This is a genomic window from Ruegeria sp. BHSA163 (assembly GCF_059613365.1).
Genome location: NZ_JBXWSJ010000018.1, coordinates 1 through 18,673, shown reverse-complemented (window position 1 = coordinate 18,673; position 18,673 = coordinate 1). Strand labels below are relative to the sequence as shown.

Genomic DNA, 18,673 nt, shown 5'->3' with positions numbered 1-18,673 from the left:
AGGACACAGCAAGTGACAGGGCAACGGCTTTTGCCGCATTGGCCTTTCACTTGCCGCGTGATCTGCTAAATGCGTTTGTGACAGAAGAGGGCAAGAGAGCAAGAATGGCCGACCGTTTTCGCATTACCCTGGCGCAACTTAACCCCACTGTGGGGGATATTAATGGAAACGCCGCCATAGCGGCCGAAGCCTGGCGGCAGGCGCACGAGGCGAACGCCGATTTGGTGGCGCTGCCCGAAATGTTCATTACTGGGTACAACACTCAGGATTTGGTGATGAAACCAGTGTTCCACAGGGCGGCAATGAATGCGGTGGAAAAACTGGCGCAAGATTGTGCTGACGGACCGGCGATGGCGATTGGTGCGCCGTGGGTCGAGGAAGATAAGCTGTTCAACGCTTACCTGATCCTAAAAGGCGGCCGGATCGCCAGCAAGGTTCTTAAACACCACCTGCCAAATGAGACTGTTTTTGATGAGGTTCGCCTGTACGATTCGGGTCCGATGGGCGGACCATATGCTGTCGGCAATACTCGGATCGGCAGTCCGATTTGCGAAGATGGCTGGCACGAAGACGTCTCGGAGACATTGGAAGAAACCGGTGCGGAGTTTTTGTTGATTCCAAATGGTTCACCCTATTTCCGTAATAAGTATGACGTTCGATTGAACCAGATGGTGGCGCGTGTGGTCGAGACCGGATTACCGGTAATCTACCTCAACATGGTGGGCGGGCAAGACGATCAGGTCTTTGACGGAGCCACGTTCGGGCTGAACCCGGGAGGTGAGCTAGCATTCAGGATGCCGGTATTTGACGAGGCGATTACTCATATTGACCTGGCCCGACAAGATGCAGGCTGGCGTATAGTGCCTGCCGAAATTGTGCCTCAACCCGATGAATGGGAGCAAGATTACCGAGCAATGGTGCAATCTCTGCGCGATTACATGGACAAGACGGGTTTCAAAAGGGCGTTGCTTGGCCTGTCCGGCGGCGTTGACTCTGCCTTGGTGGCTGCAATAGCGGTCGACGCCATCGGAGCGGACAATGTGCGTTGCGTCATGTTGCCGTCGGAATTTACGAGTCAAGCTTCTTTGGAAGATGCTGAGGCTGTGGCCAAGGCGCTTGAGGTGCATTATGATTTTGTCCCTATTACCGAGGGGCGCACAGCGGTCACAAATACTCTGGCGTCTTTGTTTTCAGGCTGCGAAGAGGATCTGACTGAAGAGAACATCCAATCTCGTTTGCGCGGTTTGTTACTAATGGCGATTTCAAACAAGTTTGGTGAAATGCTTTTGACAACTGGCAACAAGTCAGAAGTAGCGGTGGGTTACGCCACGATCTACGGGGATATGAACGGTGGCTATAATCCTATCAAGGATTTGTACAAAACCCGCGTGTTCAAAACCTGTCGCTGGCGTAACGACAATCATCGCGACTGGATGAAAGGACCCAGCGGTGAGGTCATAAGAGACTCGGTTATAGACAAGCCGCCCAGTGCGGAACTGCGGGCTGATCAAAAAGACAGCGATAGCCTGCCAGATTATCCTGTTCTAGATGCGATTCTTGAAATTTTAGTGGATCAGGACGGTTCTGTTTCCGATTGCGTTTCGGCAGGGATTGACGCAGCGGATGCCAAGAGGGTTGAGCATCTGATTTACATTAGTGAATACAAGCGTTTCCAATCCGCGCCAGGTACTCGGCTTACGCCACGCGCATTCTGGCTGGATCGTCGTTATCCGATTGTGAATCGTTGGCGTGATCAAGGTTAGACTGCAAAAACTGAAGCATCAGAAATATCTTCAAATTCCAAACGTTTTGAGAATTGTTGAGAAAAAGCGGAAAATGATGGTCATTTTTTGTTATTGTTGTCAAGTCGCAGTGATTACAACGGCTTAAACACAGCGTTCACTTGCATTTTGGCCCTTTTGTCGCCACATTTACGTCAGTGTTTTGCCTATAATTCGGCGAGCACGACGCAGATTGGTAGGGTCCACTGGACAGATGCCAGAATTATAATACTGCGTAAACGTGTGAATGCACCATTTGTTCAAGGTGCAGTTAAGGGTTTTGGTGGTCGAAATGATTGATGGTTACGATAAGCCGCTTCATGCGCCGGCACGCTACAAAACGATGGAGTCCGCGGCGCGAGAACTTGATGAAGTCGCCCTCGACTCGGCGATCGCCGACATATTGGGCGGTGAAAAACCTGATGCGTTCGGATCGGACAAACAAAGCGGGTCAAACTTCACGGATAATCGTGCGCAGGAACAAACTGCCTCGGCGACACGAAGACAATAACAGGCCTAGGTGTTGCGCCATTTAAGAAGATGACCTTGTTCTCAGGCTAATCGTAAATTCCAATCGCGTTCGTACAACTCCAAGACTCCAACTAAAGCTGGACTTTGGCCCAATGGACACACGTCGAGGTAAATCTTTGGGCTGAGATTTTTTGGCATTGCCAGTATCAGTTGTCTAGGGCTCCATGACGGCCTCAGGAACGTGAATTCAAGTGTAAATGCCAGGCCCCAAGACTACCCACATTGAGTCGGATCTGAATCTTCCCAAACAAGTCGATGTTGTTGTTATCGGCGGCGGTATTATTGGGGTCAGTACGGCATTAGAACTCGCAGAGCGCGGGGTCTCTGTCCTTCTTTGTGAAAAGGGCCAGATTGCCGGCGAGCAAAGCTCGCGCAACTGGGGTTGGGTACGCTTAGGTATGCGTGACCCTCGGGAAATACCATTGATGCAACGATCCATTAGCATCTGGCAGGGGATCGACGACCGTACCGGACGCAATACCGGTTACAAGAATTCAGGCATTGTTTTTGGTGCATCAGGCGCAAGGTCGCGCGGACAAATCGAAAAATGGATGCGACATGTCGAAGGTATGCAGACTGGCGCCAAACTGGTGTCAGGCGCTGAACTGAAACAGCTAATACCCGGCAGCACGAGTGAATTTGATTGTGGGCTTTACATGCCTCAGGACGGAAGGGCAGAACCACAATTTGCGGCCCCCGCGATTGCAGAGGCTGCCCGAGACAAGAGCGCGTCAATTGTAACCAACTGTGCTGTTCGCAGTGTCGATACTCAGGCGGGCCGTGTGGCCGGTGTTTTCACGGAGCGTGGGCGGGTGGCGTGTCAGAATGTTGTGCTGGCGGGCGGAGCATGGTCGCGTCTGTTCGCGGGAAACGCCGGCATCAATCTACCGCAACTCAAAATCCTGAATACAGTAATGCGGACTTCTTCCGCAGAGGATGGGCCAGAAATCGCATTGTGGTCCGATAGTTTTGCCATCCGAAAACGTGTTGATGGCGGCTATACCATCGCATCCGGTCACGAAAATACGGTGGATCTTGTGCCTGATAGTTTCCGGTTGGGCTTCCAATTCCTACCGGCTTTTGTGCAGGAATGGCGATCCTTACGTTTTCGACTGTCACGAAGATGGGCAACAGAGGCGCGGCAGGATCGGTCTTGGTTGCCGACGGATGTCACCCCGTTTGAGCACTGCCGGGTTCTGGATCCAGAACCGTCAAAACGTGCACTACGATCAGCCTGGAAAAGCGCTCGGATCGGTTTCCCAGCTTTAGAGAAGACCGAGATTGTCCAAAGTTGGGCAGGAATGATTGACGTCACACCGGATGCTATTCCAGTGATTTCCCGCGTTGACGATATGCCCGGAATGGTTATTGCAACAGGTTTTTCCGGCCACGGCTTTGGGATTGGACCAGGAGCCGGGCGTCTGGCGGCTGACCTGACCTTGCAAACCAACCCCTGTGTTGATCCGACCGCCTTTCGATTGTCTCGGTTTACGGATGGCTCGAAGGTGCGGCCGGACCCTGGTTATTAAGGCTTTAGCCCATCATCTGATAGCTAAGAGGAACGAAACGGTACCCGTTGCCGCGTGTTTCAACATATCCAGCGGCAGGAAACGGCATGTGATATCCGATCATCGGCACTTTGTCCGCGGCCAGTAATCCAAGTATCTTGCGGCGTGCCTGAGTTGCCGCTGCCTTGTCCATATCAAAGCGAACTTCCCATTCAGGGTGGGCGAAGGACCAAACATAATGGTTGGCTAAGTCCGCAGTGAGTATCAGACGTTGTCCATTGCTTTCCAGATGATAAACCATATGACCGGGAGTATGGCCGTAGGTTGCCATTGCGGTCACGCCGGACACTACGTCCGCGCCATCCTCGATAAAGATCATTTTTTCTGCCAAAGGCGTCACTTTTGAAGCCACCAGATCGCCGACCCTGTTGCCTGCTTCTTGGGCGGACCAGAAGTCGTATTCTGGCGCCGCCGTTACATATCGAGCATTCGCAAATGTAGCCGTGTCGTTGGTAGTCATGCCTCCGATGTGATCGGGGTGCATGTGCGTTAGAACCACCACGTCTATCTGGTCAGGTGTAACGCCAGCATCGGCAAGCGCGGCTTGAATCCCGCCTTGCCCAAGACCTGTATCGAATAGGATTAATTCAGACCCAGTATTAACCAAAGTAGGTGTAAAGAAAAACTGAGCGGCATCGGCAGAAATAAAATTCTCGGCTGAAACCTTCGCAAATTCCTCGTCCGTCGCGCCGCCGCCAAAGATTTCCTTGGCTCCGTCGCGTGGCAGGCTGCCGTCCAAAAGTGTGGTCACAGTAAAATCACCCAGTTTAAAGGATTTGGCGACTGCTGAGTTGGCTTTGGTTTCTGTTCCCGCTGCCAGAACGGGTGCTGTTGCGGCGGCAAAAGGCAAAGCGGCTGCAGCGCCCAGTGCGCCCCTGCGAGTTAATTTGATGGGCATATTGCTTTCTCCCTGTGTAAATTTAGAAAAGAACTAGCGCCGCGAGGTACGTTTGCCAGTTCGTACTTACGCTAATTGGGCTGCGTGAATGAACAATGCATGTTAATTTTTGTTTATGTTGTCATCCAAAAACAAAACCGTAGCGACCGATCTGAAGATTGGTGATTTTCTGGAAAACGTGGAGCCAGAAAAAAAGGCCCAAGAGGCGCGTACCTTGGATGCCTTGTTTCGCCGAGTTTCAGGGTTTTCACCGGTGATTTGGGGGTCTTCCATCGTTGGCTATGGGCAATATCATTACCGCTATTCATCTGGTCGCGAGGGTGACTTTCTTGCCACTGGATTTTCACCCCGAAAAGCGGCGCATTCGATATACATCATGCCTGGATACAACGACTTCAATTACATTCTGTCCCGGTTGGGAAAGCACAAGATGGGCAAGTCATGCCTTTACGTGAACAAGCTTTCGGATATTGATCTGGATGTTCTTTCCGAACTTATTTTGGCGGGGCTTGAAGATTTGAATACTCGTTGGCCCGTCAAACCGACCTGAAAGCTGCTGCTGGACAAATTCGCGCTTGTGTGACAAGAGCCGCGCCAACAGGAGACATCCATGACAACGACCCGTTTTGCCCCGTCGCCCACCGGTTACATCCATGTGGGCAACCTGCGCACCGCACTGATGAATTATCTGATTGCCCGAAAAGCGGGTGGTATTTTCATTTTGCGTATCGATGACACCGACCCAGAACGGTCAAAGGAAGAATATGTCGACGCCATAAAGCAAGACCTTGAATGGCTGGGGCTGAATTGGGATAGGGTTGAAAGACAATCGGAACGTTTGGATCGTTATGCCGAAGCCGCGGATAAACTCCGTGAAATAGGGCGCTTTTATGAGGCGTTTGAAACGCCGACTGAACTGGACCTAAAGCGAAAGAAACAACTGAATATGGGCAAGCCGCCGGTCTATGATCGCGCGGCACTGAATCTGCCCGACGCCGAAAAAGAGGCCTTGCGCGCAGAACGTGGCAATGGTGTTTGGCGTTTTAAACTGAACCACGAACGGATCGAATGGACCGATGGAATTCTCGGTGACATCTCAATTGACGCAGCTTCGGTGTCGGATCCGGTGCTGATCCGCGGTGACGGACAGGTTCTCTATACTATCGCGTCTGTTGTGGATGATACCGAGATGGGGGTGACTGATGTTGTGCGTGGTTCGGACCACGTGACTAACACGGCAACTCAGATTCAAATTATCGATGCGCTGGGCGGTCAGTGTCCAAATTTTGCGCACCATTCGCTGCTGACTGGTCCTCAAGGTGAAGCACTGTCCAAGCGTTTGGGCACACTGGCCCTTCGCGATTTACGCGAACAAGGTGTCCAGCCAATGGCGTTACTAAGCTTGATGGCGCGTTTAGGGTCTTCTGATCCGGTCGAGCTGCGGGCGGATATGGCTGAGTTGGTAGATGGGTTTGATCTCAGCCGTTTTGGTGCGGCACCAACTAAGTTTGATGTACAGGACCTATTCCCGTTAACTGCAAAACACTTGCAATCTCTGACTTTGTCCGAAGTCTCTGATGCTGTCGCAGATGCAGGTGTTCCCCCAGAACTGGCCGAGCCATTCTGGGCCATGGCGCGCAAGAACATCACAACACTGGCTGATCTAAAAGGCTGGTGGGAGCTTTGCCAGGACGGGGCAGAGCCATTGATCGATGATGAAGATCGCGATTTCGTTTCAGAGGCGATGGCCCTATTACCCGAGGGCCCTTTTGACGGCGAAACTTGGGGGGATTGGACCAAAGCTGTCAAAGAGGTAACGGGCCGAAAGGGCAAAGGGCTTTTCATGCCGTTACGAAAGGCATTGACCGGCATGGAACGAGGGCCGGAGATGGCAACCTTGCTACCATTGCTGCAAGTTATCCGCGCGCGGAACTGAACCTACAAAACTAGGTCATTGCTGATGTGCAGAACGGAGAGCCCGCCTCTGTTTTCAAGTTGACTGTATCAACTTTGCGGAAACGCTTTGTAAACGTGTATCGACAAAGTTTGACTCCAAATCAGTCAACTTTTGATGACGCTGGTAACGGGGTTCGTGCCGATCATTTAGAATGGGTGCATCCCACCCATCGGTTGTGGCAAAGAACCGGTCGGCTCCCTCCGGGCCAAATGCACGCAAGTAACCCTGAACGACCACATCAATGTAGCTGAGCAACAAAGGGTGCATTTCTGACGGCTCGCTATGTCTGTGATTTGGCACCGCGTAGACTGCGATTTCGACTTCATGTGTTAAGGGATGGGTTATTGATTGCGTCGCAGAAACGCGGTCATACGCCCATTCGCGTTCATCCAAAGCGTTCCAGTCATTTCGTGGGACATGCGCGATCATACCTTCGATCTCGGATTCGGCATCTGGAATCGCCGTCAAGAAGGCAACCGGACGCAAATCTGTGTGCCGCCATGCCCTTCGCCAGCCCTTTAGCCGAGCAGGTCGCGGGTTAGGGAAGTCGTGCGTGGCAAGATTCACAAGGCTGCCGTAACCAAAGAAATAAGGGTCTGCCATTTGCCGGATAGTCCTCAGAGCGATTGATGCATGTCAAACCGCTTTTTCCATAGACATGCAATAAGGTGTTATCAACTTTCTGGGAGGAAGCCATGCGAATTACCAAACGTACCAATATCGCAGTGCGCTTGCTGATGTATTGCGCAGCCCATCAAGACAGGCTGGTCACGAAATCCGAGATTGCCGAAGTTTGCAACATCTCAGAAAACCACCTGGCGCAAGTCATCAATCAACTTAGCCAGTTAAAATACCTCAGCACGCAGCGAGGCCGAAATGGCGGAATGATGCTCGCGGTACCTGCTGATCAGATTCGCATAGGTTCGGTGTTTCGCGATGTCGAGGGCGCGTTGCCGATTGCAGAGTGCTTCGCCGATGCCGACAATACGTGTCCGCTGACAAAAGCCTGTAGATTGCGTGTGGCGCTGCAAGATGCGGCAGAGGTGTTTTATGCGTCGTTGGACGCGATCACACTGGACGCGCTGGTTTGTGACAATGATCCACTGCTAAAAATACTCCGGCCTGTCGCCTGCGCGCGCTGAGTTCAGTCGCTCGCCCGCAGCACGCGTGCCGGGCGTACGGAAAGAGGCCGCAATGCAAAGGCCAATCCCGCACCAAGCGTTAAAAATATACCGGTGAAAATGATGGCAAGCGCTGATGGCCAGATGACCGCGAATTCGGTGTCAAAAATATACTTGGCTACTGCCCACCCACCTAATATGCCCGTGAATAGAGCAACCAACCCAGCTGCGGCACCCAGCAAGATCGACCGCAAAGCAAAGCTGGTAAGGATGCTTCTTCGGTCGGCACCCAGTGTCTTTAAAACTGCTGCCTCGTAACGACGAGCTGGTTCACCTGCGGCTGCGGCGCCTATCAAAACCAGAAAACCGGTCAGCAAAGAGATACCTGCACCGTATGAAGTAGCGGCTGCAAGACCAGCCAAAAGGCCGGATACCTGATCGATCGCATCCCGCACTCTAATCGCGGTGATGTTAGGATACTTGCCTGCCAAATCACGTAGAATTGCGGTCTCAGCCTGTTCTTCAGCATAGACTGTCGCGATGAAACTGTGCGGCGCACCTGCAAGTGCAGAAGGGTTCATCGACATAATGAAACCTATCCCGGCGTTCGAGAAGTCGACCTCACGAAACGATGTAAGTTCAGCGGTAATATCGCGGCCAAGGATGTTCACAGTCAATTCGTCGCCAAGGCGCAATCCCATCTCAAGCGCTTCTTCTGCGGCAAAGCTGACCTGCGGTGGCCCATTGTACCCATTAGGCCACCAAGTGCCCGACGTGATACGCGTGTTATCGGGCAAATCTTCGGAATAGGTTATTCCCCGGTCCCCCTCTAGAACCCAGTGACCTCCTGCGACCTCTTGCGCTGGCTTACCGTTGATTTGGGTTATGATACCGCGAAGCATGGGTGCGCTATCGATGCGGCTTACAGCAGGGTCTGATTCCAGACGTTCTGAAAAACCGGACATTTGATCTTTTTGGATGTCGACAAAAAAGTAAGAAGGCGCCACGTCCGGCAAATTGCCAGAAATGGCATTACGTAATGTGCCGTCAATCTGTCCTACCGCCGCCAAAACAGACAGGCCCAACCCGAGTGATAAAACGACTGACCCAGCCCCCTCTTTCTGCCCCGAGATCGCGGAAAGAGCCCATCGTAACGGAGCGTGACCGCGTGATCGACGGCCACCGACGCGTGCTAACCACCGAATTGCAAATGCTGCTATGGACAACAACAGCAAAGCTCCGGCAATTCCTCCTGCTGTCCAAAGCGTCAATCTGACAGAGTTGGTAAACCATGCTGCTGCGACAACCAGAATTGACAATGCAATGCCATTGGCCACCAGGTAAATGGGTCGTGGGATGGAGCGGGCTGTGCTTAGCGCATCCCGAAAAAGAGTCGCTGCGCGGACTTCTTCAGTTCGTGCCAATGGCCAAAGAGTGAAAAGAAACGCGGTTAATGCTCCGTAAAGCGCAGCCTCTAACAATGGGCCAGGATAGAGCGTGAAAACTGCTGGAACCGGTAAGCGACTTTCGATCAACGGCGCTAAAACCAAAGGTAGCATACTGCCCAAAACCAGACCCAATAGAATGCCGATTCCGGATAAAACCCCGATCTGGATCAGGTATGTTTGGAATATTGTTGCACGGTCAGCGCCAAGGGTGCGCAACGTCGCGATAGTTGCCGTTTTCCCTGCTAGATAGGCGCGCACCGCTGCTGAAACTCCGATACCCCCGACGGCCAATCCTGCCAGCCCGACTAACACCAAAAATGCACTGAGGCGGGCAACGAAGTCGGCAATACCAGGTGCACCATTGCGGGCGTCGGTCCAGCGCATTCCGGTTCCCTCAAACGCGTCGCCAGCTTGAACAGACAAAGCCGCAAGATCGCTGTCTTGCGGCAGATCCAATCGGTACTTAGTGGAAAACAGCGTTCCCGGTTCCAATAATCCCGAAGCCTGCAAGTCAGTCGTCCGCACCAACGTTCGAGGCCCCAAGGCAAATCCGTCGGCGGCTGCGTCGGGTTCATCAACAATGGCCGCCATCAAGATAAATTCCTGTGTTCCCAGAGCAAATAATTCCCCTGTGGACATGCCCAACCGATCGATAAGCGCCGGTGCCATTACTGCGCCTGGTAGGTCGTTATCACCCTCCAATGCCTCAAATAAAGGCATTGGAGGGTCTAACTGGACGGTGCCCAGTAGCGGATAGGCGGAATCTACGGCTTTAACTTGGGTCAGCCCCCGTTCCGTTTGGGGCTTGCGCGTAACAGCCATAGATCGGAAATCAACAACTTCGGAAACTGCCTGCGCCGTTTGATCCATCCACGCCCGTTCGTCTTTGGTCGCAAATCGATAAGTGAATTCCAATTGCGCCTCACCGCCTAGAAGCGTAGCGCCTTCCTGCGTTAGCCCTGATTGTATCGCCTGACGTACCGATCCGACTGCGGTAATTGCAGCGACCCCTAACGCCAAACACGCGAGGAATATCCGAAATCCTTGAAAACCTCCGCGCAGTTCGCGCCGGGCCAGGCGCGCTGCCAAGGGCAAGCTCATTCCGCAGCCTCGCGTTTCATTTCCTCGGCAATTCGTCCATCGCGTAAGCGAACAACCCTGTCGCATTTCTGGGCGAGCGAATGGCTGTGTGTAACGAGAACCAAGGTCGCTCCGTGCCGATCGCGTAATCCGAACAACAATTCAATAATTGCAGATCCATTCCTTTCGTCCAAGTTCCCGGTCGGCTCATCGGCCAGCAATATCCGGGGCCGAGGAGCCGCGGCACGGGCCAGCGCAACACGTTGTTGCTCTCCGCCTGACATTTGCGCGGGATAGTGATCTCTCCGATGTGACAAGCCAACTGCTTGCAGTTCGGATTCAGCACGTGCGAAAGCGTCTTTGTGTCCGGCCAATTCCAGCGGAGTGGCAACATTTTCCAGTGCTGTCATCGTTGGTATCAAGTGAAAGTTTTGAAAGACCACGCCCATCGTGTCGCGGCGAAACCGCGCCAGAGCGTTTTCGTCCATGTTGGTCAGATCATTGTCCAGAGCCAGTATTGAACCACCCGTTGCTTGTTCCAGCCCGCCCATCAGCATCAAAAGGGACGATTTTCCCGAACCGGAAGGCCCAACCAAACCCAGAGTTTCCCCTTCGGTAACGATCAGGTTTATTTCATGCAGTATATCCACTCTGCCGGCATTGCCATCCAAGGATAATGAGGCATTTTGGAGCTCAAGAATTGGTTTTGTCATCGGTTGTTCCGAACAAAGGCGATAGGATGGGATATGGAGCGGTAGAAGTGATACGCAAGGCTTTGATGTCGGGACTTTTTGTCTGTTGCGGTTTTGCAGCCACAGCCGAACAGGTTGTTATTGCTGCGCTAGGAGATTCTTTAACACAAGGTTTTGGATTGCTCGAGCAGGATGGTTTTGTTCCTCAGTTACAGAGATGGTTGGTCGATCAAGGCGCAAATGTCCGGCTTATCAACGCAGGCGTTTCTGGTGACACAACGGCAGGCGGTGCGGCACGGGTTGGATGGACTTTGACGCCCGAGGTAGACGGCATGATCGTGGCGCTAGGAGGCAACGATCTGCTGCGGGGTATCGACCCCTCTGTCTCACGCGCAAATGTCGAGGCAATTTTGTCATCCGCTCAGGAAGCAGACGTCGAGGTTTTATTGATTGGCATGCAGGCACCCGGAAATTATGGCCCTGATTATAAACAGACTTTTGATGCTATTTTCCCGGATTTGGCGCAACAATATCAGGTGTTGTATGCAGACAGCTTTTTCGAAGGGTTACAGGCAGGCGGTGACTTACGCGCCGCAAACCAGTTCATGCAATCCGATGGCATTCACCCAAACTCAGAGGGTGTGGCTCGGATAGTTGAAGCTCTAGGCCCGATCGTTTTGGAACTCGTCGATGCAACAAAGCAGGATTGAGTAATGCCGGGGCGCCTTTTTCTGACAAGACCTGTTTCCGAGATCGCAGACGCATTGAGCACGCAGAATACGATGTCAACGCAACCGCCACGCCGGAATATACAGCCCGGTCAGGAAGTGATCGTCTTCAACGGGGACAACCTTGTTTTGATGCGATGGGGAATGATCCCGGTAGGTCGTGTAAACGCGCGTGGCCGCCCCGTAATGGAAACCATTATCAATGCTCGATCCGAAACAGTGTTTGATAAATCGGCATTTTCTGATGTCGGCCGCGCGGTTATTCCGGTGGACGGCTGGTACGAATGGACAGGAGAAAAGCGTCGCAAGACCGCTTGGCGTATTAGTTCAGTCGATGGCGCTCTACTTTTCTTTGCGGCAATTACAGACAGCTGGCAGGCTCCGGGTGGGCTTCGAGTGGATCAATGCGCTGCTGTGACTTGCGAACCCAATGAAGATCTGAAGCCAATCCACCATCGAATGGGCGTACTGCTGAAAACTGAAGAGGTGCAAGCTTGGCTGACAGGCACTGAAGATCAGGCAAAGTCTTTGGCGCGCCCGTGGCCAAACGGGCTGCTGCGTATTGAGCAGGCTAAAGATGTGGGCTGGTCTGCTCCGTAACTGCGTCAGACCACAGTTACAACAGTTCCAATCGGTACGCGCGCATATAGGTCGATCACATGCTCATTGAGCATACGGATACACCCATTTGATGCCGCCCGCCCAATGGTCTGGGGTTGTGTCGTTCCGTGAATGCGGAAGTACGTATCGACACCGTTCTGGAACAAGTACAATGCGCGTGCGCCAAGCGGATTGTCGTTTCCGCCGGGTTGGACATAGTCGTTATCCTTGAACTTGGCATAAGTAACCGGTTCACGCTCGATCATCTCTTCGGTCGGACGCCAGGTTGGCCATTCTTTTTTGACATCGATCGTTGCTGTTCCGGTGAATTCCAAACCAGCCCTACCTACACCACAGCCATAACGGATTGCCTTGCGGGGTTCGGTGACGAAATACAAATAGAATGAGCGTGGCACGACCAGCAACTGACCGGGCTGAAACTCTTTCTTGATCCGAACGAATTGCGGGGTCGGATCATATTCAGTGGCTTTCTTGGCGTTGACCAGACTTGGCAACAAGCTGGCCGTAGCCGATGTGGCCAGAAAAGTACGACGGGTAAACATGGTGGGCCTCATTAATCTACCAAGAAATCATAACCGTAATTTCATCATGATAGACGATTTGGACAATCTTGAGGCAACGTCACCGAAATTTGATGTCACCCGAAGGTCACACAAAAAATGGACCTTCGTGCGAGTTTTGAAGATCAGGGCAAAGTTTTTCTTTGCCCTGTCAGAAGCTTATGCCAGCTCGATATTGTCAGCGCTTTCGCGTCCGTCACGACCCGAACTCAGCTCGTATGTGACTTTTTGGTTATCGGCCAGACCGGTCAGGCCCGAGCGTTCCACGGCCGAGATATGTACAAACACATCCTTGCCGCCCTCTTCAGGTGCGATGAAACCATAGCCTTTGGTGGCGTTGAACCATTTAACGGTGCCTGCGGGCATATCCGTTGTCTCCTGTTTTAATGCTGCCCACGGGTTGCGGCAGCCTGGCGTCGTCGGTCTGGATCGAATGACTGAACGCCGTAGAAGGAGACAGTGGGTCGAAATAGAAAAACGTTAGCCCTTTGCATATGGCACTGGGGTCTGGGTGTGGCAAGAGCAAATCAGAACACTCAATGAACGGATTGAGGGTTAAAAATTCTTCGTTTCCGCCGTGAACTCGGAGAAAAGTTTGCCTAAGGTTACAAAGTCAGAGTTCATTTTTCTCTACTTATCATATATTTCAAAAATCTGACCGAATACAGATTGAATTTGACAACTTTGTTTTTGAAAGCGCTAATTGCCTGCTTTCCGAAACAAAGTGTTAGTTCGTATTCTTCCTATAAAAGTTGACTAAGGGACGTAATGCATTCTTTAACGAGGAAAGAACGGGAGCCCGATCTGTCCAATGCAATGCATGCACATCCGTTCTGGAGGGCCGCTGCTCCGCAATCGATGGGACTGCCAGAATTGATTGAATATCAGGGTGGTCCTTCCTAAACCAATTGTACGCTCCGTCCACATGCATCGGGCCGCCAAGAGGATGACCAGCTTCTCTTTCAGCCATTGTTTCAAGATAAGGCACCAAGCCGTAGATTGCTTTTCTTGAAAGCCCAACAAAATGCGTTAGGCCTACTTCTTCGTTGGGAGAAAGGGATTTAAATCTAGGGTTGGTCTTCCCAACAGTATCTCCACCATGAAGGTAGTCGAATTTTAATGAACTCAATTCATCCACAACCGCATTTGAATTGCTTAGAAAACTATCTGACCAATCAGCGTCATCTTCGAGAATAAGAATCGATCGATAATTCATTTTTTTTGCATTCTTCAACAATTTGACGTGGCTCATGAAACATCCACGCGCTCCGACAGTGGGCCATTTGCCCTCCGATTCAGGCCTAACTGCCTCGAAAAGTATGACTTCTTTGTCTGAAAAACTCAGAGAGAGTTTGTTTAGTTGTTTCTCTATTTGTCTCTTTCTGTCCGTCCGGTATGGCAAATTTATTACGTAAATTCTTTCAAACAGCTCTAGAATTCTATCTCGGACAGCATCGTTACTATTCACCATGACAAACACCTTGAAATCCCGATGGAACGAAGAAGCCTTCGATAAACGTAAAATGTATTATGCTACGAATACAGAAGCAATTCTACTTGCTTTCTGATCACAGCTTCATTTCTTGGTGCACGGGTTGCCACAAAGAAAGATTTCTGGAAACTCCAAATTGAAAATTCAGCGCAACGAACGATCAGAATATCTAACGCGCAAATTTCTTATGCTTCAACCGCTTGGGCTCCAGCGCATCAGGCCCCAACCGCCGCTTCTTATCCTCTTCATAGTCCTCGAAGTTGCCCTCGAACCATTCCACGTGGGCATCTCCCTCAAAGGCCAGAATATGCGTACAAATCCGGTCGAGGAAGAAACGGTCGTGCGAGATGACAACGGCGCAACCAGCGAAATCGACCAGCGCGTCTTCCAGTGCGCGCAGGGTTTCAACGTCCAGATCGTTGGTCGGTTCGTCGAGAAGCAGGACGTTGCCGCCCTCTTTCAGCAGACGGGCCATGTGGACGCGATTGCGCTCACCGCCGGATAGCAGCGAAACTTTCTTCTGCTGGTCGCCGCCCTTGAAGTTGAAGGACGAGCAATAGGCGCGGGAATTGACTTGCGCATCGCCCAGTTGGATGATCTCGGCGCCGCCGGTGATTGCTTCCCACACGGTGTCGTTGTCTTTCAGGTCGTCGCGGGACTGGTCGACATAGGATAGCTCGACCGTGTCGCCCAGTGTGATGGTGCCGCTGTCGGGCTGCTCCTGACCGGTCAGCATCTTGAAGAGCGTCGATTTACCAGCGCCGTTGGGGCCGATGACGCCGACTATGCCGCCGGGTGGCAGGGCGAAGTCGAGCCCTTCGATCAGTTGCTTGTCGCCCATATGTTTCGACAGGCCCTCGACCTCGATCACCTTACCGCCGAGGCGCTGGCCATTGGGGATGACGATCTGGGCGCGGGTCAGCTTTTCGCGCTCTGACTGTTCGGCCAGTTCGTTATAGGCGTTGATACGCGCCTTGGACTTTGCCTGACGGGCCTTTTGACCCTGACGCATCCATTCCAGTTCGCGCTGCAGGGTCTTTTGCTTGGACTTGTCCTCGCGGGCTTCCTGCTCCAGCCGTTTGGCCTTTTGCTCCAGCCAAGCAGAGTAGTTACCCTCGTACGGAATGCCGCGGCCCCGATCGAGTTCGAGAATCCATCCTGTGATATCATCCAGGAAGTAGCGGTCGTGGGTTACGATCAGGATGGTGCCCTTGTAGTCGATCAGGTGCTGTTGAAGCCATGCAATGGTCTCGGCATCCAAGTGGTTGGTTGGTTCGTCCAAGAGCAGCATGTCGGGCGCTTCGAGCAGCAGCTTACAGAGCGCCACGCGCCGTTTCTCACCCCCTGAAAGTTTGGCGATTTCAGCATCGTCTGGCGGGCAGCGCAGCGCCTCCATCGAAACGTCGATCTGGCTGTCGAGGTCCCACAGGTTCTCGGCGTCGATTGCATCCTGTAGGGTTGTCATCTCTTCCATCAGTTCGTCCGAATAGTTCTCGGCGATCTCCATGGCGATCTCGTTGAAACGATCGACCTTGGCCTTTTTTTCTGCCACACCCAGCATGACGTTTTCGCGGACGGTCAGCGATTCATCCAGTTGCGGTTCTTGCGGCAGGTAGCCAACTTTTGCACCCTCGGCGGCCCAAGCTTCACCGGTGAAATCCTTGTCGAGGCCTGCCATTATCTTCATCAATGTCGATTTACCCGCGCCGTTGACGCCGACGACACCGATTTTTACACCGGGAAGAAAGCTTAGATGAATGTTTTCAAAGCACTTTTTGCCACCGGGATAAGTCTTGGAAACACCCTGCATGTGGTAGACATATTGATAGGCGGCCATGTCGCGTCCTCTGGTTCGGGGAAATAGGTTGAAACGCTAGATATCCAAGCGTGAGGGGCGGGGCAACCAGATGATTTCGCGTTTCTTGCTTGTTGCAGTTGCTGAAGGGTTTGGCACATCCAATGGAAGTGCAAGCGGTTTGGAGCGTTAAAATGAAAAGCGGACCGCCACGCAATCCGATTGTTAAATGCGCACGGAAAAAATGGCCTTTGTGAACAGATTTGGAATGCGCATTTACTTTTTTTGAAATTGATCGACATACTCTGTTCTAAGCTGATGTCTCGGTGCAACCTGTTGATTGACAACGCCGCCAAGTTCTGAACAACAGCAGATGATGTTGCGAAGCGCCATTCCATATGCGCGACCGGGGCAGGTCGTTGGTTTGTTCGGTGGGTCCTTTGATCCGCCGCACTGCGGGCACGTCCATGTAACGCTGGAGGCAATGAAGGCTTTTGGATTGGATCGGGTTTGGTGGCTGGTGTCCCCCGGTAATCCGCTGAAAACACATGGGCCAGCGCCATTGGAACAAAGAATTAATGCGGCGCGATTGATCATGAATCATCCGCGTGTTGAGGTCTCAGATGTCGAGACATTGACGGGAACACGAGCCACGGCAGACACGCTGGCCTCGTTGCGTAGACTATACCCGGGAGTAAAGTTTGTTTGGCTTATGGGGGCTGACAATCTTGCACAGTTCCACGACTGGAAAAACTGGCGGCTGATCATGGATAGCGTCGCAGTGGGGGTGCTCGCTCGCCCGGGTGACAGGATTTCAGCGCGGATGTCTCGGGCGGCGAGAGTCTACAGCAAGTACCGGGTCGACGGACAGGCGCGGCATCTGCTGGGAAGGAGCGCAGCGCCGGCTTGGTGCTTTGTGAACGTTCCCATGATCGATGTCAGTTCGACCGAAATCCGTACGCGTGGCGATTGGGCAAGCGGAGTGTTGCCCGAATAGCCCCAATCGGAGCATAATCCGTTTCAATGGTTGTCTGACGGTAATCTCTGGGATTTTATTTGACCCATGGTTGATCGTTTTTCGCGTCGATTTTTTCTTGGCGGGGTTGGGGCATCCTTAATACCCGCAACAAGTTGGGCTGGTGCGCCCCTTGTGTCCTTGCGGCCGCAACTGCGCGGCAAGCAGTTCAACGGTGCGGAAAGGCTGGTACGGCAGGCGCAGCTCAAGGGCGAAGTAGTATTTGCAGTCGCCGACGTTGCAACAGGTGTTCAACTCGAAGAGCTTGGCGGCCAACAGGCTTTGCCGCCTGCCAGTGTAGCCAAGGCACTAACGGCTCTTTATGCACTAGATGTACTTGGGCCGGATTTTCGGTTTGAGACAAAGTTGATTGCAGATGGGCAGATAGAGAACGGCATCCTCAACGGTGATCTTATACTAGTCGGTGGGGGCGACCCCCTGCTAGATACCGATGCATTGGCTACTATGGCGGCCAACTTGCGCGAGGCGAGGATAACCGAGGTGCGTGGTGCATTCAAAGTTTTTGACGGTGCGCTACCATACGTTTTCAGTATAGACCCCGGACAACCGGACCACGTGGGTTACAGCCCGGCGATCAGCGGCATATCCCTTAATTTCAATCGCGTTCATTTCGAATGGAAACGTTCGGCAAACGGATATGGCGTTACCATGGACGCGCGAAGTGCACGGTACAACCCGGCCGTGGAAATGGCCACAATGCGGGTCGAAAACCGTAAATTGCCCATCTATTCATATACGCCCAGCCCACGGCAGGACCGCTGGACAGTTGCAAAGGGCGCGTTGGGCGATGGGGGTGCGCGTTGGTTGCCGGTTCGTAAGCCAGCGCTCTATGCAGGTGATGTTTTTAGGACCTTAGCGCGCGTAAATGGGATTGTATTAGGCCGCGTGCAGGTGACGCGTGAAGTAACGATCGGCGAAGAATTGGTGGTGCATCAAAGCGATCCTCTGGAAAGTATCCTTCGGGGCATGCTGAAATACTCGACCAATATAACGGCGGAAATGGTTGGACTTGCTGCGTCTGTCGCGCGTGGGGCCGAGCCTCAGAGTCTGGCCGAATCTGCGGCGGAGATGAATCGCTGGGCCGCGGAATCCTATGGTGTCTACAGGATAGCGATGGTAGATCATTCTGGTCTTGGCGATATGTCTCGTATGGCACCGGCAGATCTGGTTGCTGCTTTGGTGACCGCGCGTAAGACAGGGGTGTTGCGACCGTTGTTGAAACCGTTTGCTCTGACGGACAGTCAGGGCCGTGTCGTTAAAAACCACCCGATCAAGGTGGATGCGAAGACAGGAACACTAAATTTTGTCTCAGGCTTGGGCGGTTTCCTAACAACTGCCGAGGGATCCGAGCTTGCCTTTGCGATA

18 protein-coding genes are annotated in these 18,673 nt (G+C 52.7%); 10 read left to right on the top strand and 8 right to left on the bottom strand.

Features of this window, described 5'->3' with window-relative positions:
* Positions 1 to 104: 104 nt before the first annotated feature.
* The 3 genes from AC2FNV_RS10185 to AC2FNV_RS10175 all read left to right on the top strand — a co-directional run bounded on the left by AC2FNV_RS10185 (position 105) and on the right by AC2FNV_RS10175 (position 3,841).
* Positions 105 to 1,763, top strand: a complete 1,659-nt coding sequence (locus AC2FNV_RS10185; RefSeq protein WP_170606096.1) for an NAD+ synthase — start codon at positions 105 to 107, stop codon at positions 1,761 to 1,763.
* A 310-nt stretch (positions 1,764 to 2,073) separates the two neighbouring features.
* Entirely contained in the window at positions 2,074 to 2,292 is a 219-nt protein-coding gene (locus tag AC2FNV_RS10180; protein ID WP_170610875.1) for a hypothetical protein, read from the top strand.
* A 217-nt stretch (positions 2,293 to 2,509) separates the two neighbouring features.
* Complete coding sequence (locus tag AC2FNV_RS10175) at positions 2,510 to 3,841, top strand: NAD(P)/FAD-dependent oxidoreductase (RefSeq protein ID WP_170606098.1); 1,332 nt, start codon at positions 2,510 to 2,512, stop codon at positions 3,839 to 3,841.
* A gap of 4 nt (positions 3,842 to 3,845) precedes the next feature.
* On the opposite strand, the gene AC2FNV_RS10170 is transcribed toward AC2FNV_RS10175, so the two are convergent.
* On the bottom strand, positions 3,846 to 4,778 hold the full coding sequence (locus AC2FNV_RS10170; RefSeq protein WP_496773189.1) for an MBL fold metallo-hydrolase: 933 nt from the start codon (positions 4,776 to 4,778) through the stop codon (positions 3,846 to 3,848).
* 115 nt (positions 4,779 to 4,893) lie between these two features.
* On the opposite strand from AC2FNV_RS10170, the gene AC2FNV_RS10165 reads away from it, so the two are divergent.
* The gene (locus AC2FNV_RS10165; protein WP_170606102.1) at positions 4,894 to 5,328 is read left to right on the top strand and encodes a DUF1801 domain-containing protein; all 435 of its coding nucleotides are present in this window, start codon (positions 4,894 to 4,896) and stop codon (positions 5,326 to 5,328) included.
* Positions 5,329 to 5,388: 60 nt separating this feature from the next.
* Entirely contained in the window at positions 5,389 to 6,714 is a 1,326-nt protein-coding gene (gene gltX, locus AC2FNV_RS10160) for a glutamate--tRNA ligase (protein WP_170606104.1), read from the top strand.
* A 54-nt stretch (positions 6,715 to 6,768) separates the two neighbouring features.
* On the opposite strand, the gene AC2FNV_RS10155 is transcribed toward gltX, so the two are convergent.
* A complete protein-coding gene (locus tag AC2FNV_RS10155; protein ID WP_170606106.1) occupies positions 6,769 to 7,338 on the bottom strand; it encodes a gamma-glutamylcyclotransferase family protein in 570 nt (189 codons plus the stop codon).
* A gap of 92 nt (positions 7,339 to 7,430) precedes the next feature.
* Here AC2FNV_RS10155 and AC2FNV_RS10150 point away from each other — a divergent pair, with 92 nt between their 5' ends.
* Positions 7,431 to 7,877 (top strand): RrF2 family transcriptional regulator, encoded by a 447-nt coding sequence (locus AC2FNV_RS10150; protein WP_170475147.1) that lies wholly within the window; start codon positions 7,431 to 7,433, stop codon positions 7,875 to 7,877.
* Positions 7,878 to 7,879: 2 nt separating this feature from the next.
* On the opposite strand, the gene AC2FNV_RS10145 is transcribed toward AC2FNV_RS10150, so the two are convergent.
* Complete coding sequence (locus tag AC2FNV_RS10145; RefSeq protein ID WP_170606108.1) at positions 7,880 to 10,405, bottom strand: ABC transporter permease; 2,526 nt, start codon at positions 10,403 to 10,405, stop codon at positions 7,880 to 7,882.
* Positions 10,402 to 11,097 carry an ABC transporter ATP-binding protein gene (locus AC2FNV_RS10140; protein WP_170606110.1) on the bottom strand — a complete coding sequence of 232 codons (696 nt, stop codon included), beginning with the start codon at positions 11,095 to 11,097 and terminating at the stop codon, positions 10,402 to 10,404. Before AC2FNV_RS10140 ends, AC2FNV_RS10145 begins: the two co-directional genes overlap by 4 nt.
* Positions 11,098 to 11,123: 26 nt before the next feature.
* Between AC2FNV_RS10140 and AC2FNV_RS10135 the strand changes: the two genes are divergently transcribed.
* Both AC2FNV_RS10135 and AC2FNV_RS10130 read left to right on the top strand, forming a co-directional pair.
* The gene (locus AC2FNV_RS10135; RefSeq protein ID WP_170606221.1) at positions 11,124 to 11,786 is read left to right on the top strand and encodes an arylesterase; all 663 of its coding nucleotides are present in this window, start codon (positions 11,124 to 11,126) and stop codon (positions 11,784 to 11,786) included.
* 3 nt (positions 11,787 to 11,789) lie between these two features.
* On the top strand, positions 11,790 to 12,404 hold the full coding sequence (locus AC2FNV_RS10130; RefSeq protein WP_170606112.1) for an SOS response-associated peptidase: 615 nt from the start codon (positions 11,790 to 11,792) through the stop codon (positions 12,402 to 12,404).
* Positions 12,405 to 12,409: 5 nt separating this feature from the next.
* On the opposite strand, the gene AC2FNV_RS10125 is transcribed toward AC2FNV_RS10130, so the two are convergent.
* The 4 genes from AC2FNV_RS10125 to ettA all read right to left on the bottom strand — a co-directional run bounded on the left by AC2FNV_RS10125 (position 12,410) and on the right by ettA (position 16,314).
* Positions 12,410 to 12,967 (bottom strand): L,D-transpeptidase, encoded by a 558-nt coding sequence (locus AC2FNV_RS10125; RefSeq protein ID WP_170475158.1) that lies wholly within the window; start codon positions 12,965 to 12,967, stop codon positions 12,410 to 12,412.
* Between the two features lie 177 nt (positions 12,968 to 13,144).
* Positions 13,145 to 13,351 carry a cold-shock protein gene (locus tag AC2FNV_RS10120; protein WP_170475162.1) on the bottom strand — a complete coding sequence of 69 codons (207 nt, stop codon included), beginning with the start codon at positions 13,349 to 13,351 and terminating at the stop codon, positions 13,145 to 13,147.
* 361 nt (positions 13,352 to 13,712) lie between these two features.
* Positions 13,713 to 14,456, bottom strand: coding sequence for a glycosyltransferase family 25 protein (locus AC2FNV_RS10115; protein ID WP_170606114.1), 744 nt, complete (start codon positions 14,454 to 14,456; stop codon positions 13,713 to 13,715).
* A 190-nt stretch (positions 14,457 to 14,646) separates the two neighbouring features.
* Positions 14,647 to 16,314: an energy-dependent translational throttle protein EttA gene (gene ettA / locus AC2FNV_RS10110; RefSeq protein ID WP_170606116.1), complete on the bottom strand. Its 1,668-nt coding sequence runs from the start codon at positions 16,312 to 16,314 to the stop codon at positions 14,647 to 14,649.
* A 337-nt stretch (positions 16,315 to 16,651) separates the two neighbouring features.
* Here ettA and AC2FNV_RS10105 point away from each other — a divergent pair, with 337 nt between their 5' ends.
* On the top strand, positions 16,652 to 17,269 hold the full coding sequence (locus tag AC2FNV_RS10105; protein WP_170606223.1) for a nicotinate-nucleotide adenylyltransferase: 618 nt from the start codon (positions 16,652 to 16,654) through the stop codon (positions 17,267 to 17,269).
* A 66-nt stretch (positions 17,270 to 17,335) separates the two neighbouring features.
* Positions 17,336 to 18,673, top strand: a 1,338-nt coding sequence (dacB, locus tag AC2FNV_RS10100; protein ID WP_496773183.1) for a D-alanyl-D-alanine carboxypeptidase/D-alanyl-D-alanine endopeptidase, incomplete at its 3' end; no start/stop codon positions are given.